Consider the following 25,011-nt stretch of genomic DNA (forward strand, 5'->3'; position numbering starts at 1 on the left):
CTTTCCGGTCAGAGTTGCGGCTCGAGCCGCTCCTCGTCGGCGTAGATCACGCCGCCGGCGTAGTAGGCGGCGATCTTGTCCTCCTCGAGCAGGGTCACCTGCCGCGGCGAGGCGTGCACCGGCACGTTGGCGAAGTGCTTGGCGTAGATCGTGCGGATCTTGACGTGGTCGCGCTTGATCACCGCCAGCGTCATCGGCACGAGGCGCTTGCCCTCGCCCCACTCGGGGTCGAGCTGATATTCGATGAAGCGCACGAGCTGCTCGGGCTCGTCGATCCACATGTCGGTCACCGTGCCGACCACGACCTTGTCGCCCGACATCACCGGCAGACCGCGCGGATCGCGGCCCGCGGCGACGTGGAAGTTCTCGGTCGCCGCCATCGGCACGATCTTCGGGTGGCCGTGGCCGTCAAGCTCGGGCACGTCGCGGCGGTTCACCCAGGCCGCGGGGCCGATGCCGTCGACCAGCGGATCGCCCGTCGGCACGAAGGGATAGCCGCGCACCGGCTGCGTCTGCTCCATCGCGAGGTCCTCGCGCTCCTGCACCTGCTGCGAGGGATAGGAAACCTCGCCGCGGCCGTGCGCGAGCTTGAAGGTCTTGTCCTCGGGCAGGGGGAAGACGCTCGGCGTGGGCGCCGGATTGCCCTGCTCGTCCTCGAGCGGATAGCCCTCGCGCATGTTCTCGCGCTGGAGGTAGACGACCAGCCCCGCGAAGAAGAGGTAGAAGAGCCAGAGCGAGAGGCTGGCAAGATCGAATTGTCCGAAGAAGGTCTCAGTCATTGGTCTTTCCTTTCGAGAGACGGACGGCGGTCATGTCGGCATCTCCGCGAGGCCGAAGCGATGCTGCTCCGGGTCGCGCCGCGCGGGGCCGGCGGCATGCTTCACGAGCGGGCCGATCGCCACGAGAGTGACGAAGAGAAGCCCGATCTCCAGGTGGTAGACGAAGGAATATCCGGTCGCCGGGTCGTTCAGCGCCTCGCCGAGGCGGCCCGACAGCGCGGCATGGTTGACGAGGTCGCGCAGCCCGCCGCCGAGCGCGATGGCGAGGCCCGCGGCGGTGGCCTGCGCCGCGCCCCACGCGCCGAGCGCGAGGCCCCGGCCCGCCGCGCCCTCGGCCGGCATGGTCATCGCCGCGGTCAGTGTGGCGACCGCGAAGAGCCCGCCGCCGAAGCCGATCAGCGCCGCGCCGAGGAAGAAGACCGCGCCGGAGCCCATCGGCGCCGCGAAGATCACCGTGGAAAAGGCGGCGACCCCGATCAGCACGCCCATCGCCGCCATGCGGTAGGCGTTCGAGCCGCGCGCCAGAAGCCGCGCGGCCAGCGCGAAGGACAGGAGCGCGCCGCCGGCCCAGGTCGCGGTCAGCAGCGTCGTCGCCGAGACCGACAGCCCGAGGATCTCGCCGCCGTAGGGCTCCAGCAGCACGTCCTGCATGTTGAAGGCCATGGTCCCGAGGAACACCACGGCCAGCAGCCGCCCCGCCGTGCCGCCCGCGGCCAGATCGGACCAGGCGTCGCGGAAGCGCGGGCGCGGCGCCGCGCGCTCCTCGCGCGACATCGGGCGGATCTTCTCCTGCTTCCAGAGCGCGACGAGGTTCAGCAGGATACCGGCGAGCGCCACGCCCTGCACCACGCGTACCAGCGTGAAGGGCGCGAAATCCCGCAGCAGCCAGCCGACGACGATCGCCGAGCCGCCCATGCCGATCAGGTACATCACGTAGAGCAGCGCGACGACGCGCGGGCGGGTCTCCTCCGTCGCGCGGTCCGCGGCGAGCGCGAGGCCCGCGGTCTGCGTCATGTGCATCCCGAGCCCGGCCATAAGGAAGGCCACCGCGGCGAGCGCCTCGCCGGCCCACCAGGGCCCGACCGCCTGCTGCCCGCCCAGCACGAGGATCGCGAAGGGCATCACGGCGAGCCCGCCCATCTGCCAGAGCGAGCCGAACCACAGGTAGGGCACCCGCCGCCAGCCGAGCGCGCTCTTGTGCGTGTCCGAGCGGAAGCCCAGCAGCGCCCGGAAGGGCGCGACCAGCACCGGCAGCGCGATCATCGCCGCCACGATCAGCGCGGGCACCGAAAGCTCCACGATCATCACGCGGTTCAGCGTGCCGAGCAGCATGACCATCGCCATGCCGACCGAGACCTGAAAGAGCGACAGCCGCAGAAGCTGGCTCAGCGGCAGACCCTCGCTCGCGGCGTCCGCGAAGGGCAGGATCTGCGTGGTGAACCGCGCGAGCGGACGGAGACGCCAGAGACTCATCGCGACACCTCCAGCGCCTGCGAGATGTAGAAGCCTTCCGCGACCCGCTCGAGCACGCGGAGCCGCCCCGGCGCGCCCGCCTCGCGGAGCGCGCGGGCGAGGCGCTCGGGCGCATGCGGCACCATGGTGGGCGAGCGGTCCGAGCGCGGGAAGAGCCGACCCGCCTGCCACATCGCCATCAGGAGCGGCGTGCGCGGCGCGACGGTGAAGACGACCCGCCCCTCGGTGCGCCGCGCCAGCCCGTCGAGCGCGCGGGCGAGATCCGGCAGGCGGTAGTAGATCAGGCTGTCCATCGCCACGACGTGGTCGAAGCGCCCGCGCGCGGGATCGAGCATGTCGCCCGCGGCGAAGGTCACGCGGCCCCGGCAGCCCTCGGGCAGCCGCGCCTCGGCGATCTTCACGAGGCTGGGCGAGATGTCCACCGCCACGACCTCCGCGCCGCGCAGGGCGAGCTCGGCCGTCATCGGTCCCGCCCCGCAGCCCGCGTCGAGCACCCGCATGCCGCTCAGGTCCTCGCCCAGCCGGCCGAGGATCTGCGCGCGCATCGCCTCCCGCCCCCGGCGCACCGTCTCGCGGATCTTCGAGACGGGCGCGTCCGAGGTCAGCCGCTCCCAGGTGCGGGTCGCGGTCTTGTCGAAATAGGTCTCGACGCGGGAGAGGGTGCTCTCGTAGCTCATCAGTCGAAGCCCAGCAGCTCGAAGATGTCGCGGTCCTCCATCGGGTCGGGCGCGAGCGCCTCGGTCCCGTTCCAGAGCGTCTCGGCGAGGCGCACGTATTCCTTGCGCGCCATGACGATGTCCTCCTCGTCGGGCATCTCGAAGAGCGTCTTCTTCTTGAGCCGCGAGCGCCGGATCGCGTCGAAGTCGGGCATGTGCGCGATGCGCTGGAAGCCCACCGCGTCGCAGTAGCGGTCCACCTCGTCGGTGTCCTTCGAGCGGTTGGCGACGCAGCCCGCGAGGCGCACCTTGTAGTTGTTCGCCTTGGCGCGGACGGCGGCGATGATCCGGTTCATCGCGTAGATCGAGTCGAAGTCGTTCGCGGTGACGATCATCGCCCGGTCCGCGTGCTGGAGCGGCGCGGCGAAACCGCCGCAGACCACGTCGCCGAGCACGTCGAAGATCACCACGTCCGTGTCCTCGAGCAGGTGATGCTGCTTCAGGAGTTTCACCGTCTGCCCCACGACGTAGCCGCCGCAGCCCGTGCCCGCCGGCGGCCCACCGGCCTCGACGCATTGCACGCCGTTGAAGCCCTCGGTCACGAAGTCCTCGGGGCGCAGCTCCTCGGCGTGGAAATCGACCTCCTTGAGGATGTCGATCACCGTCGGCTGCAGATGCCCCGTCAGCGTGAAGGTCGAATCGTGCTTCGGGTCGCAGCCGATCTGCAGCACCCGCTTGCCGAGGCTCGCGAAGGCCACCGACAGGTTCGACGAGGTCGTCGATTTGCCGATGCCCCCCTTGCCGTAGACCGAAAAGACCTTCGCCCCCTCGATCTTCATCGAGGGGTCCTGGTGCACCTGGAGCGAGCCCTCGCCGTCCTCGCCCTTCTTGATCGCGGGCGGCGCGCCGAGGCCGCGTTTCTTCAGCCCGTCCCGTTCGCGGGCGTTGGCCTTCGCGGCCGGCGGCAGCTTGCTGTCGAGCGGACTCATGCGCGTCTCCCTTTCACGTCTGCGGCGGCGCGTTCCCGTCCCGCGCCGCTCGGGTCCTTCTTCTTGGCGGAAATATCCCGGGGGGTGAGGCCCGCGAGGGCCGAGGGGGGCAGCGCCCCCCTTGCGACCTCGCCGTATGCGCGCCCCCGGATCATTCCGCCGCGATCCCTTCCATCCGGTCCTCGAGCGCGTCGGCCGCGTCCTGCAGCGCCGCGAGCGTCGCCGCGTCGGGCTGCCAGTAGGCACGGTCCGAGGCCTCCAGAAGGCGGTTCGCCATCCGGCTCGAGGCCTGCGGGTTGAGCTCTGCGAGACGCGCGCGCATCTCGTCGTCGAGCACGAAGGTCTCGGAGATGCGCTGATAGACCCAGGGCTCGACCGCCCCGGTCGTCGCCGACCAGCCGAGCGTGTTCGTCACCTGCGCCTCGATCTGGCGCACGCCCTCCGAGCCGTGGCTCAGGAGCGCCTCGTAGAACTTCGGGTTGAGCGAGCGCGACCGCGTCTCGAGCGAGACCTGCTCGGCCAGCGTGCGCACCTTGCCGGCGCCGCGCGTCGTGTCGGAGATGTAGACCTTGGCCTCCTCCCCGCCGCGCGCGCGCTTCACCGCGCGCGAGATGCCGCCCAGCGTGTCGAAGTAGTGATCCACCGTCGTCACGCCGAGCTCGACCGACTCGAGGTTCTGATAGGCGAGCTCCACGTCGCCCAAAGCGGTGCCCAGAAGCTCGGGCTGCGCCGCGGCCTTGCCGTCGCGCCCGTAGGCGAAGCTCTTGCGCGTCTGGTAGGCGTCGGCGAGCTCGTCCTCGTCGCCGAAGGCCGAGCTGTCCACGAGCTGGTTCACGTTCGATCCGTAGGCGCCCTCGGCGTTGGAGAAGACGCGCAGGGCGGCCGTCTCCATGTCGCAGCCGATCTTCTCGGCATAGGCGAGCGCGTGGGCGCGGATGTGGTTCTGCTCCAGCGGCTCGTCGGCCGTCGCGGCCTTCCAGGCGGCCTCGGCCAGCATCCGCGTCTGCAGCGGCAGCAGGTCGCGGAAGATGCCCGAGAGCGTCATGATGACGTCGATGCGCGGGCGGCCCAGCTCCTCCAGCGGGATCAGGTCGGCGCCGGCGAGGCGCCCGAAGCTGTCGAAGCGCGGCACGGTCCCCATGAGCGCCATGGCCTGCGCGATCGGCCCGCCGTCGGACTTGATGTTGTCCGAGCCCCAGAGCACCATCGCCACGCTCTTCGGGATCTCCGCATGCGTGGCCAGCAGGAGCTCCGCCTGCTTGGCGCCTTCCCGGCAGGCGAACTCCGTCGGCATCCGGAAGGGGTCGAAGGCGTGGATGTTGCGCCCCGTGGGCAGCACATCCGTCGAGCGGATCAGGTCGCCGCCGGGCACCGGCGCGGTGTAGCGCGCGTCGAGCGCCTTCAGCAGCGCCGGGATCTCGTGGTCCTGCGACAGAAGCTCGGCGACCCGCGCCTTCGTCTCGTCGTCGGCGTCCTCGATCAGGCCGAGGTAGTCGGTCACCTGCGCCTCGGTCATCGGCCGGCCGAGCACGTGCAGCCCCTCAGGGATCAGCGCGTCCTCGGTCTCGAGCAGCTTGAGCCAGAGCTCCTCGGGCGGCGTGCCGCCCATGTCCACGGCCTCCGCCTGCTCGGCGATCAGCGTCTCGAGCTCGGCGCGCGCCGGGTCGCTCTCGGCCATCCCGCGCCACCGCGTGAGCGAGTCCTTCAGCTCCGACAGCCCCTTGTAGAGCCCCGAGGCCGCGAGCGGCGGCGTCAGGTGGGTGATCGTCACCGCCCCCGAGCGCCGCTTGGCGAGGCTCGCCTCGGAGGGGTTGTTCGAGGCGTAGAGATAGACGTTCGGCATCTCGCCGATCAGCCGGTCGGGCCAGTCCATCGCGCCGAGCCCCGCCTGCTTGCCCGGCATGAACTCCAGCGCGCCGTGCATCCCGAAGTGCAGGATCGCGTCCGCCTGGAAGGTGTTGCGGAGCCAGAGGTAGAAGGTGACGAAGGCGTGCGTCGGCGCGAAGCCCTTCTCGAACAGGAGCCGCATCGGGTCGCCCTCGTAGCCGAAGGCCGGCTGCACGCCGACGAAGACCTTGCCGAACTGCGCGCCCAGCACGAAGACGCCGCGCCCGTCGGACTGCACCTTGCCCGGCGCCGGGCCCCAGACCGCCTCGATCGCCTTGAGCGGCGGGGTGGTCTTGACGATCTCGTCGGCGCTGACGTGGGCGGCGACGTTCGCCTCCTGCCCGTATTGCGCCGCGTTGCCCTCCAGCACCGTGGCGCGCAAGGCTTCCACGCTCTCCGGCGGGTCGAGGTCGTAACCCGCTTCCGCCATGCGGTGCAGCGTGTTGTAAAGGCTCTCCCAGACGCCGAGATAGGCCGCCGTGCCCACCGCGCCCGCGTTCGGCGGGAAGCCGAAGAGCACCACGCCCACCTTCTTCTCGGCGTTCCTCTTGCGGCGCAGGCGGACCTGCCGCTCGACCTTTTCCGACAGGCTGTCGATCCGCTCGTGGCAGGGGGCCATGTCGCGGCTCTCCTGCTCCACGTGACAGGCGTAGCGGCAGCCCTTGCAGGGCTCGGTGCCGTGCCGCCCGGCGAAGACGCAAGGGTTGGTCGCCCCGTCGAGCTCCGGCAGCGCGATCAGCATCGTGGTCTCGATCGGCCCGAGGCCCTGGCTCGATTCGGCCCACTGCGCGAGCGTCTGGAACTCCAGCGGATGCGCGGCGAGATAGGGCACGTCCAGCCCCTCGAGCACCTCGATCGCGGCGTCGCTGTCGTTGTAGGCCGGCCCGCCCACGAGGCTGAAGCCCGTGAGCGACAGCAGCGCGTCGATCCTCGCGCCGGCGGCGTCGCGGAAGAAGCGGTCGATCGCCGGCCGCCCGTCGAGCCCGCCCGCGAAGGCCGGCAGCACGCGCAGCCCCTTGGCCTCCAGCGCGCGGATCACCGCGTCGTAATGCGCCGTGTCGCCCGACAGGACGTAGCTCCGCATCATCAGCAGGCCGACGGTGCCCTTCGGCGCCTCCGGCGCGGGCAGCGCCGCGGGGTCCTCCACGATCCGCTCCGGCAGGTCCGGGTGGTAGAGCCCCACCTCCGGGTATTCCACCGGCGCCGGCGCCTCGCCGCCGCGCCAGGCCTCGTGGCGGCAGTAGCGCGACATCAGGAAGCGCAGCATCGCCTCGATGTTGTCGTCCGACCCGCCGAGCCAGTACTGCATCACCAGGAACCAGGCGCGCAGGTCCTGCGCCTTGCCGGGGACGAAGCGCAGGATCTTCGGCAGCCGGCGGAGCATCTTCATCTTGCTCTCGCCCGAATCGCCCGAGGGCTTCGAGGAGCCGCGCAGCTTCTTGATCAGCTTGCGCATGCCCGAATCGGGCGCCGACATGTCGAGCGTGCCCATCTTCGTGAGCCGCACGATCTGCGCGTCCGCGATCACGCCGGCCATCGCGTCGCAGCGTTCCCGCGCGGCCTCGAGATGGGGCAGGATCGGCTTCACGTGCTCCTCGAGGAAGAGCAGGTTGGCGATCACGATGTCCGCGTTCTCGACCGCCTCGACGGCGGCCTCGAAGGCGCCCGGCGTCTCGCCCCATTCCGCCGCCGCGTGCAGCGAAACGTCGAGCCCGGGAAACTCCGGCGCGAGCCGCTCCGCCACCCGCCGGCAGGCGCTCGCCGCGTGGGCGTCGAGCGTGACGATCGTCACACGGTAGCCGGGCCGCCGCCCTGTGATGCCGGTTTCATCGCGCATAATGGGCCTTCGCCTCGTAGAGGGTGTCCACGTCGATCTCCGCGACCCCGCGCTCGCGCGCGAAGGCCTCGGTGTTCCGCTTCGCCTTGCCGCGCACGAAGAAGGGGATCTTCTTCAGCTCCTTCTCCGCCGCGGGGCGCCAGACGATCTCGATCCCGCCGGCCGCGGCCGGTCCTTCTTCTTGGGTCGAAATATCCCGGGGGGAGTCCGGCGCAGCCGGACGGGGGGCAGCGCCCCCCTCGTGCGCGGGCTCGGCCGGGCGCGGCGCCGGGGCATGCGCGGCGTGGTGCGAGGGCCCGGCCTCGTCGTGAAACTCGAAGTCCTCGCGGAACATGTGCAGCAGGTGCTCCTCGAGCCCCATGACGAGCGGATGCACCCAGGTGTCGAAGATCACGTTGGCGCCCTCGAAGCCCATCTGCGGGGCGTAGCGCGCGGGGAAGTCCTGCACGTGCACCGGCGCCGAGATCACGGCGCAGGGGATGCCGAGGCGCTTGCCGATGTGGCGCTCCATCTGCGTGCCGAGGATCATCTCGGGGGCGGCGGCCTCGATGGCGGCCTCGACCTCGAGGTAGTCGTCGGTGATCGTGGCCTCGACGCCGTAGTCCTTGGCCACCCGGCGGATGTTGCGCGCCTGCTCGCGGTTGTAGCAGCCGAGCCCCACGACCTCGAAGCCCATCTCGTCGCGGGCGATGCGGGCCGCGGCGGCGACATGGGTGCCGTCGCCGAAGAGGAAAACGCGCTTGCCGGTCAGATAGGTCGAATCGACGCTCGCAGAGTACCACGGCAGGCGCAGCCGGCTTTCGTCGGTGCGCACGGGCAGGCCGGTGATCCCGCTCACTTCCTCGAGGAAGTCGCGCGTCGCGCCGACGCCGATCGGCACGGTCTTCGTGAACGGCAGGCCGAGCTCGCGCTCCATCCAGCGCGCGGCGCTCTCGGCGGTCTCGGGGTACATCAATACGTTGAAATGTGCCGCCCCCAGCCGCGTCAGGTCCTCGGGCGTCGCGCCCATCGGGCCCACCACGTTCACGCCCACGCCCATCTCCTCGAGGTGGCGCGTGACCTCCGTGATGTCGTCGCGGTGGCGGAAGCCGAGCGCGGTCGGCCCGATCAGGTTGGCGGTGATCGCTTCCGTCTTCTCCACCGGCCGGGCGAGTGCCTTGACCAGCTGGAAGAAGGTCTCGTCGCAGCCGAAGTTTTCCTTGCGCTGGTAGCTGGGCAGCTCCAGCGGCACGATCGGGATCGGCATGCCCATCGTCTCGGCCATGCCGCCGGGGTCGTCCTGGATCAGCTCGGCGGTGCAGGAGGCGCCGACGATCATCGCCTGCGGCTGGAAGCGTGCGTAGGCGTCCTCGCAGGCGGTCTTGAAGAGATCGGCGGTGTCCGACCCGAGGTCGCGCGCCTGGAAGGTGGTGTAGGTGACCGGCGGGCGGTGGTCGCGCCGCTCGATCATGGTGAACAGGAGGTCGGCGTAGGTGTCGCCCTGCGGCGCGTGCAGCACGTAGTGCAGGTCGGTCATCCCCGTGGCGACGCGCATCGCGCCGACGTGGGGCGGGCCTTCGTAGGTCCAGACGGAAAGCTTCATTCGGCGGCCTCCAGCTTCAGGAGGTCATGCCGGCGGATCGGGCGCGAGAAGAGCCCCGCGAGGTCGCCGGCCTGTTCGTAGAAATGCACGGGCGTGAAGACGAGCTCGATCGCCCATTTCGTCGTCAGCCCCTCCGCCTCCAGCGGATTGGCGAGGCCGAGGCCGCAGACCGTCAGGTCGGGGCGCGCGGCGCGGCAGCGGTCGAGCTGCAGGTCCACGTCCTGCCCCTCCGAGATCACGGGGCCCTCGGCGAGCAGGTCGAGGTCCGGGGCGACCACCTGCTTGTTGATGTAGGGCGCGCCGACCTCGACCGCCTCCATGCCGCACTCGCGGGTCAGGAAGCGCGCCAGCGGGATCTCCAGCTGGCTGTCGGGGAAGAAGAAGAGCGAGCGGCGGTTGAGCGTCTCGGCGGCCTGCGCCACGGCGCGGCGGGCGCGGGCGCGCGGCGCGGCGGTGACCTCCTCAAGGCGCTCCTCGGAGACGCCGAACTCCTGCGCGACGGCGCGGAGCCAGGCGGTCGTGCCCTCCTCGCCGAAGGGGAAGGGCGCCGCGAGGTGGCGCGCGCCGCGGCGTTCGAGCGCCGAGAGCGTCTCGCCGAGGAAGGGCTGCGTGAGCGCGACGACGGTGTTCGGCCCCACGGCCACCTGATCGCTCGCCCGCGCGGCGGGCAGCACGGTGACCGGGCCGACGCCGAGCTTTTCGAGCAGGTCGAGGGCCTGGTCCTCCACCACGTCCGGCAGCGCGCCGACGAGCATCAGCTGCCGGCGGTCGGTCTCGGGCAGGACGGGCACCATGGAGGCGAGGCAGGCGTCCTCGCCCTCGGTGAAGGTCGTCTCGATGCCGGAGCCCGAGTAGTTCAGCACCCGCACCCGCGGCGCGTGGCGCTGGGTGAGCCGCTCGGCGGCGCGCGACAGGTCGAGCTTGATGACCTCCGAGGGGCAGGAGCCCACGAGGAAGAGCTGCCGGATGTCGGGGCGCCGGTCGAGCAGGCGCTCCACCTCGCGCTCGAGTTCCTCCTGCGCGTCGGCGAGCCCGGCGAGGTCGCCCTCCTCGAGGATCGCGGTGCCGAAGCGCGGCTCGGCGAAGATCATCACGCCGGCGGCGGATTGCAGGAGATGCGCGCAGGTGCGCGAGCCCACCACGAGGAAGAAGGCGTCCTGCATCTTGCGGTGGAGCCAGATGATCCCGGTCAGCCCGCAGAACACCTCGCGCTGGCCGCGCTCCTTGAGGACGGGCGTGTCGCGGCAGCCCGCGGCGGGCGGCGGGGTGAAGCTCTCGGTCATGCGGCCTCCCTGGCGGCGGCGGCATCGGCGGCCTCTGCGGCGAGGCGCGCCATGCGGAGTTTCCAGAGGAACTGGCCGGCGTTGACGACATAGGCGAGATAGGCCGCGAGCGCGATCGCCATCTCGGCGGAAGCGCCGTAGGCGCCGGTCCAGAGCGCGTAGAGATACCAGGTGTGCAGTGCGATCACCCCGAAGGAGACCACGTCCTCCCAGAAGAAGGCGGGCGCGAAGAGATACTGGCCGAAGACGACCTTCTCCCAGATCGCGCCGGTGATCATGATGCTATAGAGCACGCCGGTCTTGATCACGATCGACCAGGTCGCGGCGGCGTAGCCCTCGCCGGTGACGAGGAAGCGCACGACGAGCGCGAGCGAGACGAGGAACACCAGGAACTGCGCCGGGGCGAGCAGCCCCTGCACGAGCGTCCAGACGCTCTCGTCGCGGCGCTTGCGCTGCTCCGGCGTGTAGAGCGTGGCCGCGGTCCGGGGGTGGTGGTCGCCCATCTCTCCTCCGAGGGCTCGGATCAGGTTGAGGCGATGCTAGGGCCGGCGGGTGGAAAGTGTCAATCCTAATTTACACTGCGGCTCGCCGGGGATGTAAGTTCGCGTGGACGTGCGCGCGAGGCCGTCGAAACCGGGCTTGCAAAGAGGTGTCGGAACGAAACTAACTGAAAAAAGGGAAAAATTTCTTCCGGTGGAATCAGGGTGCAAGCTTGCGGCACCCCCGCGAAGGTGTCAGGAAGATTTGACAGCCACGCGGGGCGCCCGCAAGCTGCCACCAGCGCGCTGCGAGGGCGCGCCGCGAATCTGGCCTTGGGGACGGAGGGCACCATGAGGGACACCGTGGAGACCTGCAGCGAAAGCCCCGACGACAGCCCCGGCATCCGCTGCCTCGCCGAGTCGGCGCTGAAGATCCTCGCGGAGCGCAAGCAGGGCGCGCGGAGCGGCGGCTCGCAGGACTGGGTGGAGCGCCTCTGCGACGCCGTCGTGTCCGATTCGGAGACGAGCCACCAGAAGGTGATCTCCAGCATGATCTCGCGCGGCATCACCAGCGACGACGTCTTCGACGTCTACCTGCCCGCGGTCGCGCGCGAACTCGGCGAGCGCTGGGTCCGCGACGAGGCGAACTTCGTGCAGGTCACGCTCGGCACCGGGCGGCTGCAGACCCTGATCCGCGAGCGCGCGGGCCTCGGCGCCGGCAGCGCCGACGGAACCGGCCGGGTCCTGATGGTGTTGCCGCCCTTCGAGGCGCATGCGCTGGGCGTGTTCATCGCCGCCGACCAGATCCGCCGCGCGGGCCACTCCGTGCACGTCTCGGTCGCGCCGGAGGCGCCCGAGGTCGTGGAGATGCTGAACGAGCGCGATTTCGACATGGTCGGGCTGACCTGCGCGACGCGGCGGTCCATCGGCCGGCTCGGCGATTACATCTCGGAGATACGCGCGGGCGCCCCGGCGGCGCCGCCGCTCGTCGTCGGCGGGCCGATCGTGCCGGAGGTCCGCGATCTTGCCGCGATATGTGGCGCCGACCACGCGGCGGCGAGCACGGAGGACGCTCTGAGGGCCGCCGGTCTTGTATCGGCGCCCGAGTCGCTATGTATATGACACCAGCCGGGAGCGGGGGCGCTTCGCGGCGTTAATGTCGAAGGGACCGCCGTGACCAAACAGGCCCGGATGTCGGATCGGATTCGTGTCGGTGTCCTCCCTGCGCCGTCGCGCATCGAGTGGATCATCGAGCAGTTCGCCGATCTCGCGGTCGCCATCGACCGCGACGGCCGTGTGCTGGGTCTCTCGGTGAGCCCGGAAAGCCCCTATCTCGGATGTCTCGACCACTGGATCGGGCGCGATTTCCGCGAGTTCCTGACCGAGGACAGCCGCTCCAAGTTCGAGGACCGCATCGCCACGGTGCTCGCCGACCCGGACGCGGTCGTGCGCCCGATGGAGCTCAACCACGTGGACAACGCGAACTGGGAATTCCCGATTCGCTACACGATCCACGACGCGGGCGAGGACTACGGCATCCTGCTCCTGGGCCGCGACATGCAGCCCTTCGCCGACATCCAGCAGCGCCTCGTGCGCGAGCAGCTCGCCCGCGAGCGTGACGCCGAGCGCTTCCGCGGCGTGGAGACACGCTATCGCGTGGTCTTCGACGCCTCCGAGACGCCGATGGCCATGGTCGAGCCGGACACCGGCCGCGCGCTCGACCTGAACCGCGCGGCGATGCAGCTCCTGTCGGTCAAGACCGACAACCTGAGCGCCAACGCCTTCGCGCAGTGCTTCGAGGGCCGGCGCAAGGGCGAGTTCGGCGAGGCGCTCCGCGCCGCCGCGGCTGCCGACGACGCGCAGGGCGTGACGGCGGTGCTGCGCCGTACCGGCGGCGAGGTGCGCCTCTGCCCCGAGTTCTTCCGCGCCTCCGGCGAGGTCGCGCTGCTATGCCGGATGATGCCGGTCACGGACGAGGACCAGTCCGGGCGCGAGTTCCAGAACGCGCTCGCGCAGCTCTACGAAAGCACGAGCGACGCCATCGTCCTCACCGACGCCAAGGGCGCCGTCCGCGAGGCGAACGAGGGCTTCCTGCGCCTGACCGACGCCGCGCAGCTGCGCGACGTGCAGGGCCGGCCGCTCGCCGATTTCCTCGCCCGCGGGGCGGTGGACATGAAGCTCATCTTCGAGCAGCTCGACAAGACCGGGCGGCTCAGGGGCTACGCCGCGCAGGTCGAGAGCGTGGTCGGCATGCGCGCGACGGTGGACATCTCCGCGGCGCGGCTCACCGGGCGCGCAGACCGGCAGATCGGCTTCATCCTGCGCGAGGCGAGCGCGACGCAGGCGATCTCGGTCGCCGAGGCCGGCGCCACCATGAGCGAGGAGGCGATGACCAACGTCATGGACCTCGTCGGCACCGCCTCGCTGAAGGAGCTCGTCGGCGCGACCACCGACGTGGTCGAGAAGCTCTGCATCGAGACGGCCGTGCGGCTGACCGACAACAACCGCGTCGCCGCCGCCGAGATGCTCGGCCTGTCGCGGCAGAGCCTCTACGTGAAGCTCCGCAAGTACGGCCTTCTGGACAGCGCGTCTGAGGCCGGCGGCGACGAGTGACCGGCGGCGCGGGGAGGGGGCGCTGCCCCCTCTTGGCCTGACGGCCAATTCACCCCCGGGATATTTGGGCCAAGAAGAAGGACCGGGGGGCGGGGCCGCCGGGGCGTCGCGTGGGGCGCGGGCCGGTGGGGCCTTGCGGAGGCGGCGCGGCGTGCGTATATGGCAATCGACAGCGGTTCGCCGGACCCGAGGGCCAGCGACCACCGGGATCTTCGGGCGGGCCGCGTGCCCGCCTTTTCGTTGCCCGGAGCCGCAGGATCTTCATGAGCCTGATCGCCAAAGCCGCCATCGACCGGCGCCTCGCCGAGATCGTCCAGCCCGTGATCGAGGACATGGGCTTCGAGCTCGTGCGCGTGCGGCTGATGGGGGGCAAGACCTCGACGTTGCAGATCATGGCCGAGAAGCCCGAGGGCGGGATCGAGGTGGACGACTGCGCCGAGATCTCCACCGCCGTCTCGGCGGTGCTCGACGTGGAGGACCCGATCCTCGACGCCTACACGCTCGAGGTGTCCTCGCCGGGCATCGACCGGCCGCTGACGCGGCTCCGGGATTTCGCGGATTTCGAGGGCTACGAGGCCAAGCTCGAGACCTCGGAGCTCATCGACGGGCGGCGGCGCTTCAAGGGGGTGCTCGCCGGCGTCGAGGGCGACGAGGTCCTGGTGAACCTGCCCGAGGGCACGGTTGGGCTGAAGTTCGACTGGCTGTCGGACGCCAAGCTCGTGCTCACCGACGATCTGATCAGGGACATGCTCAAGGCGCGCAAGGCGCAGCCCCTCGACGAGGGCGCTTACGACGAGATCGAGTCACACCCCGCGGGGACCGAAGAGGAATAACGCCATGGCCATCACCTCCGCCAACCAGCTCGAACTGCTCCAGACCGCCGAGGCGGTGGCGCGCGAGAAGATGATCGACCCCGCGCTCGTCGTGGAGGCGATGGAGGACAGTCTCGCCCGCGCCGCGAAGAGCCGCTACGGCTCCGAGATGGACATCCGCGTCTCCATCGACCGCAAGACCGGTAAGGCGACCTTCACCCGCGTGCGCACGGTGGTGCCCGAGGACGAGCTCGAGAACTACCAGGCCGAGATGACGGTCGAGGACGCGAAGCAGTACATGGACGACCCCTCGGTGGGCGACGTCTACGAGGAGGAGGTGCCGCCGGTCGAGCTCGGCCGCATCGCCGCGCAGTCGGCCAAGCAGGTGATCCTGCAGCGCGTCCGCGAGGCCGAGCGCGACCGCCAGTACGAGGAATTCAAGGACCGCGCGGGCACGATCATCAACGGCATCGTCAAGCGCGAGGAATACGGCAACATCATCGTCGACGTGGGCGCCGGCGAGGCGGTGCTGCGGCGCAACGAGAAGATCGGGCGCGAGAGCTATCGCAACGGCGACCGCATCCGCGCCTACGTCAAGGACGTGCGCCGCGAGACGCGGGGGCCGCAGATCTTCCTCTCGCGCACCGCGCCGGAGTTCATGGCCGAGCTCTTCAAGATGGAGGTGCCGGAGATCTACGACGGCATCATCGAGATCAAGGCGGTGGCCCGCGACCCCGGCTCGCGCGCGAAGATCGGCGTGATCTCCTATGATTCGTCGATCGACCCGGTGGGCGCCTGCGTCGGCATGCGCGGCTCGCGCGTGCAGGCCGTCGTCAACGAGCTTCAGGGCGAGAAGATCGACATCATCCCCTGGAACGAGGATCAGGCGACCTTCCTCGTCAACGCGCTGCAGCCGGCGGAGGTGGCCAAGGTGGTCATCGACGAGGACGCGCAGCGCATCGAGGTGGTGGTCCCCGACGAGCAGCTCAGCCTCGCCATCGGCCGGCGCGGGCAGAACGTGCGGCTGGCGAGCCAGCTCACCGGGCTCGACATCGACATCATGACCGAGGAGGAGGAGAGCCAGCGCCGGCAGAAGGAGTTCGAGGAGCGCACGCAGCTCTTCATGGACAGCCTCGACCTCGACGAGTTCTTCGCGCAGCTCCTGGTTTCCGAGGGCTTCACCAACCTCGACGAGGTCGCCTACGTCGAGCTCGACGAGCTGCTGGTGATCGACGGCGTGGACGAGGAGACCGCGCAGGAGCTTCAGACCCGCGCCCGCGAATACCTCGAGGCGCAGGCACGCGCCGCGCTGGAGCGCGCGCAGGAGCTCGGCGCCGAGCAGAGCCTCATTGACTTCGAGGGGCTCACGCCCCAGATGGTCGAGGCATTGGCGAAGGACGGCGTCAAGACGCTGGAGGATTTCGCGACCTGCGCGGACTGGGAACTCGCCGGCGGCTGGACCAGCGTCGACGGGCAGCGCGTCAAGGACGACGGTATTTTGGAACCCTTCGATGTCTCGCTCGAGGAAGCGCAGAACATGGTGATGACCGCCCGCGTCATGCTGGGCTGGGTCGATCCCGAGGATCTGGTGTCCTCCGAGAGCGAGGACGAGGGCGACGACGGCGAGAGTGCCGAGGAGGAGACGGCCTGAGCGGCGGCGCGACGATGACACGGGGCGGCCGGACGAAGGACCGCGCGCAGGGCCCGATGCGCAGCTGCATCGCGACCGGCGCGGAGCGGCCGAAGGCGGAGCTTCTCCGCTTCGTCGTCGGGCCGGACGACACGGTCGTGCCAGACATCCTCGGGCGGCTGCCGGGGCGCGGCATCTACGTCGCGCCCGAGCGCGCGGCGCTCGAGCGGGCGGTGAAGAAGCGGCAGTTCGCGCGCGCCGCGCGCCGGCCGGTCACGGTGCCCGAGGATCTGGTCGCCGTGGTCGAATCGCTGCTCGCGCGGCGGGTGGTCGATCTGATCAGCCTCGCCCGCAAGGGCGGGGCGGCCGTGGCCGGCTATGAAAAGGTGAAGGCCGCGCTGGACCGCGGCGACGCCCGCGTGCTGCTGCAGGCCTCCGATGGCTCGACGCGCGGCAAGTCCAGGCTCTCGACACCCGAAGGGGGGCGCTGGATCGGCTGGCTCACCTCGGACGAGTTGGGTTTGGCATTCGGGCGACAAACTGTGATACATGGGGCGCTCGGCGCTGGCGGACTCACCTCGCGTGTTGTAGAGGAAGCCACGAAACTCCAGGGCCTGCGCGAAGACGAGCAGAGCAGGGGCGGCGCAGGGGCGCCCCCCGCCGGAAAGGACAAGACGGCTACATGAGCGATAGCGACGGCAAGAAGACCCTCGGCCTGCGCGGCGGCGCGCGTTCCGGGAGCGTGAAGCAGAGCTTCAGCCACGGGCGCACCAAGAACGTGGTCGTGGAGACCAAGCGCAAGCGTGTGGTCTCGAAGCCGGCCGCGGGCGGCGCGCAGGGCGGCGGCAAGCAGTCCGGCGGCGCCGGCGGCGGCAAGAAGCCGGCCGGCGTGTCCGACGCGGAGATGGAGCGCCGCCTCAAGGCGCTGCAGGCCGCCAAGGCCCGCGAGGCCGAGGAACAGCGCCAGCGCGAGGAAGAGGAGCGTCGCCGCGCCGAGGAGCGCGAGCGCCGCCGCGCGGAGCAGGAGGCCAAGGAGCGCGAACAGCGCGAGGCCGAGGAGCGCGCGCGTCAGAAGGCCGAGGAAGAAGAGCGCAAGCGCGCCGAGGAGGCCGCGCGCGCCGCCGGCGGCGCGCAGGCCGAACAGGCCCCCGCCGCCAAGGCCCAGCCCGCGAAGCCCGCTGCGCCCACGCCCTCCAAGAAGAAGGAGCGCGACGACGCGCGCGACGCCAAGGGCCGCAAGGGCGACGGTGGCCGCCGCTCGGGCAAGCTGACGCTCAATCAGGCGCTCTCGGGCGGCGAGGGCGGCCGCCAGAAATCGCTCGCGGCGATGAAGCGCAAGCAGGAGCGCGCGCGCCAGAAGGCGATGGGTCAGCAGGCCCCGCGCGAGAAGATCGTGCGCGAGGTGCAGCTGCCCGAGACCATCGTCGTCTCCGAGCTCGCCAACCGCATGGCCGAGCGCACCGCCGACGTGGTCAAGGCGCTCATGCAGAACGGCATGATGGTCACCCAGAATCAGGTGATCGACGCCGACACCGCCGAGCTCATCATCGAGGAGTTCGGGCACAAGGTCGTGCGCGTCTCGGACGCCGACGTCGAGGAGGCGATCCACCAGGTCGAGGACCGGGACGAGGACATGCGCCCGCGCCCGCCGGTCGTCACCGTCATGGGCCACGTCGACCACGGCAAGACCTCGCTGCTCGACGCGATCCGCAAGACGAAGGTCACCACCGGCGAGGCCGGCGGCATCACGCAGCACATCGGCGCCTATCAGGTGCAGAGCGAAAGCGGCGAGACGCTGACCTTCCTCGACACGCCGGGGCACGCGGCCTTCACCTCGATGCGCTCGCGCGGCGCGCAGGTGACGGACATCGTCGTGCTCGTGGTCGCCGCCGACGACGCGGTGATGCCGCAGACGGTCGAGGCGATCAATCACGCCAAGGCCGCCGGCGTCCCGATGATCGTGGCGATCAACAAGGTCGACAAGCCCTCGGCCGATCCCGACAAGGTGCGCACCGACCTCCTGCAGCACGAGATCATCGTCGAGAAGCTCTCGGGCGACGTGCAGGACGTGGAGGTCTCCGCGATCTCGGGGCAGGGGCTCGACGCGCTGCTCGAGGCGATCGCGCTTCAGTCCGAGCTTCTGGAGCTCAAGGCCAACCCGGACCGCGCCGCCGAGGGCGCGGTGATCGAGGCGCAGCTCGACGTGGGCCGCGGCCCGGTCGCCACCGTCCTCGTGCAGAAGGGCACGCTGAAACGCGGCGACATCTTCGTGGTCGGCGAGCAGTGGGGCAAGGTCCGCGCGCTCGTCAACGATCAGGGCGAGCGCGTGACCGAGGCCGGGCCGTCGGTGCCGGTCGAGGTGCTGGGTCTCAACGGCACGCCGGAGGCGGGCGACGTCCTGAACGTCGTCGAGACCGAGGCGCAGGCCCGCGAGATCGCCGAGTACCGTCAGGAGAAGGCCAAGGAGAAGCGCGCCGCCGCCGGCGCCGCGACCTCGCTCGAGCAGCTTCTGGCGAAGGCCAAGGAGGATCAGAACGTCGCCGAGATGCCCGTGCTGGTGAAGGCCGACGTGCAGGGCTCCGCCGAGGCGATCGTGCAGGCGCTCGAGAAGATCGGCAACGAGGAGGTGCGCGTGCGCGTGCTGCACTCGGGCGTCGGCGCCATCACCGAGACGGACATCGGCCTCGCCGAGGCGTCCAAGGCGCCGGTGATCGGCTTCAACGTCCGCGCCAACGCGCCGGCCCGCAACGCCGCCAACCAGAAGGGCGTCGAGATCCGCTACTACAGCGTGATCTATGACCTCGTGGACGACGTGAAGAAGGCGGCCTCGGGTCTCCTCGGCGCCGAGGTGCGCGAGAAGTTCATCGGCTACGCGGAGATCCGCGAGGTCTTCAAGGTCTCCAACGTCGGCAAGGTCGCTGGCTGCCTCGTGACCGAGGGCATCGCGCGCCGCTCCGCCGGCGTCCGCCTCCTGCGCGAGGACGTGGTGATCCACGAAGGCACGCTGAAGACGCTCAAGCGCTTCAAGGACGAGGTCGCCGAGGTGCAGTCCGGTCAGGAGTGCGGCATGGCCTTCGAGAACTACGAGGACATCCGCCAGGGCGACGTCATCGAGATCTTCGAGCGCGAGGAGGTCGAGCGCACGCTCACCTGACCCTGCGGCCTCTGAATCCAAAGACTAAAGGCCGTCGCCCGCGGGGCGGCGGCCTTTTCGCGTCGGGCGTGCGGCGGTGGATCAGGCGGCCGTGACGCCGCGCTCCACCGGCGTTCCGGCGAAGACCCGGTCGCCCACGCGCACCGCGATCCGGTTGCCGGGCAGATGCTGGACGAAGATGCCCTGCACGGACACCGCGCTGCCGATGACGATGGTTCTGAGCATGAGTGCCTCCCGAGGGCTCGCCCGGACGCCGGGCGAACTGCGCTCATTTTACGCGGTTCGTGAAAAAGGGGCAGCTGATCGTTCGATCGCCGCGGTGCGCTTAAGACAGCGCGCGGCGGCGCGCTAGAGCCAGTCGCGCAGGATCGGGATCAGCGGCAGGTCGGCGGGGGGCATCGGGTAGTCGCGCAGTGCCTTCGGCGCCGCCCAGGCGAGGCGCTGGCCCTCGCGGCCCTGCGGTATGCCCTCCCACTTGCGGCAGGCGAAGAGGGGCATCAGCAGGTGGAAGTCCGCGTAGGCGTGGCTCGCGAAGGTGAGCGGCGCGAGGCAGCTCGCCGCCGTGTCGATCCCGAGCTCCTCGGAGAGCTCGCGGATGAGCGCGGCCTCCGGCGTCTCGCCCGGCTCGACCTTGCCGCCCGGAAACTCCCAGAGGCCCGCCATGCTCTTGCCCTCGGGCCGCTCGGTGAGCAGCACGCGCCCGTCGCGGTCGATCAGCGCGACCGCCGCCACCAGAACCACCTTCGTCACGAGCGATAGTCCGCGTTGATGTCGATGTAGCCGTGGGTGAGATCGCAGGTCCAGACGGTCGCCGCCCCGGCGCCGAGGCCGAGGTCCACGCCGATGCGGATTTCCTGCCCGTGCATGTGCGCGGCGGCGTCCGCCTCGTCGTAATCGGGGGCGACCCAGCCCGCCTCGGCCACGCGTACGTCGCCGAAACGGATGCTCAGCCGGTCGCGGTCCGCCGCGGCGCCGGATTTGCCCACCGCCATGACGACGCGGCCCCAGTTCGGGTCCTCGCCCGCCACCGCGGTCTTGACCAGCGGCGAATTGGCGATGGCGAAGGCGTGGCTCCTCGCGTCCGCCGCGCTCGCCGCGCCGGTGACCGCGATCTCGACGAACTTCGTCGCGCCCTCGCCGTCGCGCACCACCTGCTGCGCGAGGTCCAGCATCACGCCGTGCAGCGCCGCGCGGAAGGCGGGATCGCTCGCGGCGTCCACCCCGCTCGCCCCCGTCGCCGCCGCGAGCAGCGTGTCGGAGGTCGAGGTGTCGCCGTCCACGGTGATGCGGTTGAAGGTCTCGTCGGACAGCTCCGAGACCATCTCCTGCAACGCCGGGCGGGAGAGGCGCGCGTCGGTGAAGATGTAGACGAGCATCGTCGCCATGTCCGGCGCGATCATGCCCGAGCCCTTGGCGATCCCGGCGATGCGGACCGGCCCGCCGGCGAGCTCCACCGTCGTGCCGGCGCCCTTGGGGAAGGTGTCGGTCGTGCCGATCGCCCGCGCCGCGGCCTCCCAGCCGCCGGGGGCGAGCGATCCGGCCAGCCCGTCGAGCGCGGCGGCGATGCGGTCGTCGGGCAGCAGTTCGCCGATCACGCCGGTGGAGGAGGTGAACACCCGCTCCCCCGGCAGGTCGAGCGCCGCGCCCGCGGCCGCGGTCAGCCGCGCGACCGCCTCCGCGCCGTGGCGCCCGGTGAAGGCGTTGGCGTTGCCCGCGTTGACGAGAATCGCCGCCCCCGCCGCGCTCTCGGCGCCGATCTTGGCCTCGCAGTCGAGCACCGGCGCGGCGCGGGTCGCGGAGCGGGTGAAGACCCCGGCCACCGCGGTGCCGGGGTCGAGCCGGGCGAGCAGCACGTCGTCCCGGCCCGCGTAGCGCACGCCCGCCGCCGCGGTGGCGAGCGTCACGCCCGCGACGGGGGGCAGATCGGGAAAGCGCGCCGGCGCGAGGGGCGAGCGCGGGGGTGTGGCGCCCATGCGCTTACTGCGCCTGAACGGAGGCCGCGGCGGCGCCGAGGTCCGCGGGTGCCAGCGTCTCGGCGCCCGAGCGGTCGATCTCGGCCCCGCCCTCGAGCTCCTCGACCCGCGCGCTCACCGCGGACTGGCGCAGCTCTTCGGAAAGCTCGCCGCGCACCTCGTCGAGCGTCGGTGCATCGGCGGTGCGGGTCTCGTTCAGCCGGATCACGTGCCAGCCGAACTGCGTCTCGACCGGGCTTTCGGAGACGGTGCCGGGCTCCAGCGTCTCGACCGCCTCCTGGAAGGGGGCGACCATGGCGCCGGCGCCGAACCAGCCCAGCTCGCCGCCCGCGGAGGCGGAGGGGCCGGTGGAGCGCGCCTCGGCGAGCTCGGCGAAATCGGCGCCCGCCTCGATCTCGGCGATGATCTCCTGCGCCTCCTCCTCGCTCTCGACGAGGATGTGCGAGGCGTTGAACTCGGTCCCGCCCTCGGCGTCGGCGTAGCGCTCGTCGTAGAGCGCCTGCAGCGCGTCGTCGGTGACGGCGGTGTTCACCACGTCCTCGACCGCCTGCGCCGCGCCGAGCAGCCGGCGCTCGTTCTCGAGCGTCATCTCGGCGATGCTGGTGAGCTCGTCCTGCGACTGCGAGAGCAGCGTCTGCTGCACCAGCTGGTCGAGCAGCGCGTCGAAGAGCACGTCGTCGGGCAGCTGCTGGTACTGCTGCGGCAGGTTGGAGCGCGCGGCGACCATGTGGCCGAGCGTGATCTCGTCGCCGTTCACGGTCGCGACCACCGTGGCGAGGTCGGGCGCATCGTCCTGCGCGGCGGCGGGCACGGCGAGGGCGAGCGCGGTCAGCGCGGCGGCGATCGGGCGCGTGAGGGTCTGCATGGTGGCTCCTTGACTGCGGCCGCGGCGGGCGGCGACGTTGACACTCGAAAGGCCGCCCCTTACATCGCCGTCAAGGCCCGGGCGGTGCCGTCTTTCCCAACACCTATGGGCTCCGGAGCAGGCGGGCAAGCGGGCGCCGCGCAAGAAATCGTCAACCCGGACGGAGAGAACCATGGGCATCGGACGCATCGCCAGAAAGGTCTTCGGCACGCCGAACGACCGCAAGATCAAGGCGACCCGCCCCCTGGTCGAGAAGATCAACGCGCTGGAGCCGGAGTATCAGGCGCTCTCCGACGCGGGGCTGATCGAGAAGACCGAGGCGTTCAAGGCCCGTCTGGCCGATGGCGCGCGCCTCGACGATCTCCTGCCGGAGGCCTTCGCCAACTGCCGCGAGGCGGCGCGCCGCGCGCTCGGCCTGCGCGCCTTCGACGTGCAGCTCATGGGCGGCATTTTCCTGCATCAGGGCAATATCTCCGAGATGAAGACGGGCGAGGGCAAGACGCTCGTCGCCACGCTGCCGGCCTACCTGAACGCGCTGACGGGCAAGGGCGTGCACATCGTCACCGTCAACGATTACCTCGCCCGGCGCGACTCGGAGTGGATGGGCAAGGTCTACGCCGCGCTCGGGATGACGACCGGCGTCGTCGTCCCCCAGCAGCCCGAGGAGGAGAAGCGCGCCGCCTATCAGGCCGACATCACCTATGCCACGAACAACGAGCTCGGCTTCGACTACCTGCGCGACAACATGAAGGCCTCGCTCGAGGAGATGTACCAGCGCGGCCATCACTTCGCGATCGTGGACGAGGTCGATTCGATCCTCATCGACGAGGCGCGCACGCCGCTCATCATCTCCGGGCCGAGTCAGGACCGCTCCGAACTCTATCAGGAGATCGACCGCCTGATCCCCGAGCTCTCGGACGATCACTACACCATCGACGAGAAGACGCGGAACGTCACCTTCACCGACGAGGGTAACGAGGTCCTCGAGGAGATGCTGCAGGCGCGCGGCCTGCTGCCCGAGGGTCAGTCGCTCTACGACCCGGAAAGCACGACGGTCGTGCACCACGTCAACCAGGGCCTGCGCGCGCACAAGATGTTCCAGAAGGACAAGGACTACATCGTGCGCGACGGTCAGGTGGTGCTGATCGACGAGTTCACGGGCCGCATGATGGTCGGCCGGCGCCTCTCGGAGGGGCTGCATCAGGCGATCGAGGCCAAGGAGGGCTGCGAGATCCAGCCCGAGAACGTCACCCTCGCCTCGATCACCTTCCAGAACTACTTCCGCCTCTACGAAAAGCTCTCCGGCATGACCGGCACGGCGAGCACCGAGGCCGAGGAATTCGCCGAGATCTACGGCCTCGGCGTGGTCGAGGTGCCCACGAACGAGCCCATCGCCCGCGTCGACGAGGACGATCAGGTCTATCGCACCGCGCGCGAGAAGTTTCAGGCCATCGTCGAGGAGATCCGCGCGGCGCACGCCAAGGGTCAGCCGGTGCTCGTCGGGACCACCTCCATCGAGAAGTCCGAGGCGCTCTCGGAGATGCTCAAGAAGGAGGGCGTGCCGCACAACGTGCTCAACGCGCGCCAGCACGAGAAGGAGGCGCAGATCGTCGCCGACGCCGGCCGCCTCGGCGCGGTGACCATCGCCACCAACATGGCCGGCCGCGGCACCGACATCCAGCTCGGCGGCAACGTCGAGATGAAGGTGATGGAGGAGCTCGCCGCCAACCCCGAGGCCGATCCGGAAGCGATCCGCGAGCGGATCGAGGCCGAGCACGCCGAGGAAAAGGCGAAGGTGAAGGAGGCCGGCGGGCTCTTCGTGCTGGCCACCGAGCGCCACGAGAGCCGGCGCATCGACAACCAGCTGCGCGGCCGCTCCGGCCGTCAGGGCGACCCGGGCCGCTCGGAGTTCTTCCTCAGCCTCGAGGACGACCTGATGCGCATCTTCGGGTCCGACCGGCTCGACAAGATGCTGAACCGCCTCGGCATGAAGGAGGGCGAGGCGATCGTCCATCCGTGGGTCAACAAGAGCCTCGAGCGCGCGCAGGCCAAGGTGGAGGCGCGGAACTTCGACATCCGCAAGCAGCTCCTGAAGTTCGACGACGTGATGAACGACCAGCGCAAGGTCATCTTCGGCCAGCGCCGCGAGATCATGGAGGCCGAGGACCTCTCGGACGTGGTCGAGGACATGCGCCATCAGGTGGTCGAGGATCTCGTCAACACCTACCTGCCGCCCAAGACCTACGCCGACCAGTGGGACACGCAGGGCCTCTACGCCGCCGCCATCGAGAAGCTCGGCATCGACGTGCCGGTGATCGACTGGGGCGAGGAGGACGGCGTCGACCAGGAGGTCATGCGCGAGCGGCTCCAGAACGCCGCCGACGATCACATGGCCAAGAAGGTCGCCGATTTCGGCCCCGAGACCATGCGCGGGATCGAGAAGCAGATCCTGCTGCAGACCATCGACTCGAAGTGGCGCGACCACCTGCTGCGGCTCGAGCACCTGCGCTCGGTCGTGGCCTTCCGCGGCTACGCGCAGCGCGATCCGCTCAACGAGTACAAGACCGAGGCCTTCCAGCTCTTCGAGGGGATGCTCGACTCGCTGCGCGAGGAGGTGACGCAGAAGCTGTCGCAGATCCGTCCGATGACGGAAGAGGAACAGCGCGAGATGATGCGCCAGATCCAGGATCAGCAGGCGCGCCTGCGCCAGCAGGCCGACGCGGCGACCGCGCAGCATCCCGCCCGCACGCCGGAACCCGTGGGCGCCGGCGCCCCGGTGGAGCCCGCCGCATCGGGGGCCGGGGCCGCAGCGGCCGGGGCGGCCGCGCCGGGCTTCGTGGAAAGCGATCCCGCCACCTGGGGCGACCCGGGCCGCAACGAACCCTGCCCTTGCGGATCGGGCAAGAAGTTCAAGCACTGCCACGGCAAGCTCGTGTGACCGCGCGGCGCGCCTCACAGATTCCGCGCGCCTGCCCCGTGAGCGCCAAGATTGACCGCGA

Annotated in this window: 19 protein-coding genes; 7 read left to right on the forward strand and 12 right to left on the reverse strand. The window is 70.4% G+C overall.

Translation table 11 applies throughout. From position 1 onward, the window contains the following. Positions 1-8 precede the first annotated feature (8 nt). The 8 genes from puhA to bchF all read right to left on the reverse strand — a co-directional run bounded on the left by puhA (position 9) and on the right by bchF (position 10,989). Positions 9-779, reverse strand: a complete 771-nt coding sequence (gene puhA / locus DRV84_RS06645) for a photosynthetic reaction center subunit H (protein WP_115979098.1) — start codon at positions 777-779, stop codon at positions 9-11. 30 nt (positions 780-809) lie between these two features. Further along, positions 810-2,252 carry a PucC family protein gene (locus DRV84_RS06650; RefSeq protein ID WP_115979099.1) on the reverse strand — a complete coding sequence of 481 codons (1,443 nt, stop codon included), beginning with the start codon at positions 2,250-2,252 and terminating at the stop codon, positions 810-812. Then, the gene (bchM, locus tag DRV84_RS06655) at positions 2,249-2,929 is read right to left on the reverse strand and encodes a magnesium protoporphyrin IX methyltransferase (protein ID WP_115979100.1); all 681 of its coding nucleotides are present in this window, start codon (positions 2,927-2,929) and stop codon (positions 2,249-2,251) included. Before bchM ends, DRV84_RS06650 begins: the two co-directional genes overlap by 4 nt. Then, complete coding sequence (gene bchL / locus DRV84_RS06660; RefSeq protein ID WP_239995009.1) at positions 2,929-3,747, reverse strand: ferredoxin:protochlorophyllide reductase (ATP-dependent) iron-sulfur ATP-binding protein; 819 nt, start codon at positions 3,745-3,747, stop codon at positions 2,929-2,931. The genes bchM and bchL overlap by 1 nt, the downstream gene beginning before the upstream one ends. A 301-nt stretch (positions 3,748-4,048) precedes the next feature. After that, positions 4,049-7,621 carry a magnesium chelatase subunit H gene (locus DRV84_RS06665; RefSeq protein WP_115979102.1) on the reverse strand — a complete coding sequence of 1,191 codons (3,573 nt, stop codon included), beginning with the start codon at positions 7,619-7,621 and terminating at the stop codon, positions 4,049-4,051. Next, positions 7,611-9,203: a ferredoxin:protochlorophyllide reductase (ATP-dependent) subunit B gene (bchB, locus tag DRV84_RS06670; protein ID WP_115979103.1), complete on the reverse strand. Its 1,593-nt coding sequence runs from the start codon at positions 9,201-9,203 to the stop codon at positions 7,611-7,613. Before bchB ends, DRV84_RS06665 begins: the two co-directional genes overlap by 11 nt. Continuing rightward, positions 9,200-10,486, reverse strand: a complete 1,287-nt coding sequence (locus tag DRV84_RS06675; protein ID WP_115979104.1) for a ferredoxin:protochlorophyllide reductase (ATP-dependent) subunit N — start codon at positions 10,484-10,486, stop codon at positions 9,200-9,202. The genes bchB and DRV84_RS06675 overlap by 4 nt, the downstream gene beginning before the upstream one ends. Beyond that, positions 10,483-10,989: a 2-vinyl bacteriochlorophyllide hydratase gene (bchF, locus tag DRV84_RS06680; protein WP_115979105.1), complete on the reverse strand. Its 507-nt coding sequence runs from the start codon at positions 10,987-10,989 to the stop codon at positions 10,483-10,485. Before bchF ends, DRV84_RS06675 begins: the two co-directional genes overlap by 4 nt. Before the next feature lie 327 nt (positions 10,990-11,316). Between bchF and DRV84_RS06685 the strand changes: the two genes are divergently transcribed. The 6 genes from DRV84_RS06685 (at position 11,317) to infB (ending at position 19,174) form a co-directional block, all read left to right on the forward strand. Next, entirely contained in the window at positions 11,317-12,087 is a 771-nt protein-coding gene (locus DRV84_RS06685) for a cobalamin B12-binding domain-containing protein (protein WP_115979106.1), read from the forward strand. A 51-nt stretch (positions 12,088-12,138) separates the two neighbouring features. After that, the gene (gene ppsR, locus DRV84_RS06690) at positions 12,139-13,578 is read left to right on the forward strand and encodes a transcriptional regulator PpsR (RefSeq protein WP_239995005.1); all 1,440 of its coding nucleotides are present in this window, start codon (positions 12,139-12,141) and stop codon (positions 13,576-13,578) included. A gap of 263 nt (positions 13,579-13,841) precedes the next feature. Next, a complete protein-coding gene (gene rimP, locus DRV84_RS06695) occupies positions 13,842-14,411 on the forward strand; it encodes a ribosome maturation factor RimP (RefSeq protein WP_420852967.1) in 570 nt (189 codons plus the stop codon). Positions 14,412-14,415: 4 nt separating this feature from the next. After that, positions 14,416-16,041 carry a transcription termination factor NusA gene (nusA, locus tag DRV84_RS06700; RefSeq protein ID WP_115979108.1) on the forward strand — a complete coding sequence of 542 codons (1,626 nt, stop codon included), beginning with the start codon at positions 14,416-14,418 and terminating at the stop codon, positions 16,039-16,041. 14 nt (positions 16,042-16,055) lie between these two features. Continuing rightward, positions 16,056-16,706 carry an RNA-binding protein gene (locus DRV84_RS06705; protein WP_115979109.1) on the forward strand — a complete coding sequence of 217 codons (651 nt, stop codon included), beginning with the start codon at positions 16,056-16,058 and terminating at the stop codon, positions 16,704-16,706. After that, complete coding sequence (infB, locus tag DRV84_RS06710; RefSeq protein ID WP_115979110.1) at positions 16,703-19,174, forward strand: translation initiation factor IF-2; 2,472 nt, start codon at positions 16,703-16,705, stop codon at positions 19,172-19,174. The genes DRV84_RS06705 and infB overlap by 4 nt, the downstream gene beginning before the upstream one ends. A gap of 81 nt (positions 19,175-19,255) precedes the next feature. On the opposite strand, the gene DRV84_RS15765 is transcribed toward infB, so the two are convergent. The 4 genes from DRV84_RS15765 to DRV84_RS06725 form a co-directional block, all read right to left on the reverse strand. After that, positions 19,256-19,399, reverse strand: coding sequence for a hypothetical protein (locus DRV84_RS15765; protein ID WP_192881399.1), 144 nt, complete (start codon positions 19,397-19,399; stop codon positions 19,256-19,258). 123 nt (positions 19,400-19,522) lie between these two features. After that, positions 19,523-19,924, reverse strand: a complete 402-nt coding sequence (gene mutT / locus DRV84_RS06715; RefSeq protein WP_115979111.1) for an 8-oxo-dGTP diphosphatase MutT — start codon at positions 19,922-19,924, stop codon at positions 19,523-19,525. Beyond that, positions 19,921-21,147 (reverse strand): bifunctional glutamate N-acetyltransferase/amino-acid acetyltransferase ArgJ, encoded by a 1,227-nt coding sequence (argJ, locus tag DRV84_RS06720; RefSeq protein ID WP_115979112.1) that lies wholly within the window; start codon positions 21,145-21,147, stop codon positions 19,921-19,923. Before argJ ends, mutT begins: the two co-directional genes overlap by 4 nt. A 4-nt stretch (positions 21,148-21,151) precedes the next feature. After that, a complete protein-coding gene (locus tag DRV84_RS06725) occupies positions 21,152-22,012 on the reverse strand; it encodes a peptidylprolyl isomerase (RefSeq protein ID WP_115979113.1) in 861 nt (286 codons plus the stop codon). Between the two features lie 172 nt (positions 22,013-22,184). On the opposite strand from DRV84_RS06725, the gene secA reads away from it, so the two are divergent. Beyond that, positions 22,185-24,950, forward strand: coding sequence for a preprotein translocase subunit SecA (gene secA, locus DRV84_RS06730; protein WP_115979114.1), 2,766 nt, complete (start codon positions 22,185-22,187; stop codon positions 24,948-24,950). The last annotated feature ends 61 nt before the right edge of the window (positions 24,951-25,011 follow it).

Origin of the sequence: Rhodosalinus sediminis (genome assembly GCF_003385555.1) — a bacterium.
In the GTDB taxonomy this organism is placed as follows: domain Bacteria; phylum Pseudomonadota; class Alphaproteobacteria; order Rhodobacterales; family Rhodobacteraceae; genus Rhodosalinus; species Rhodosalinus sediminis.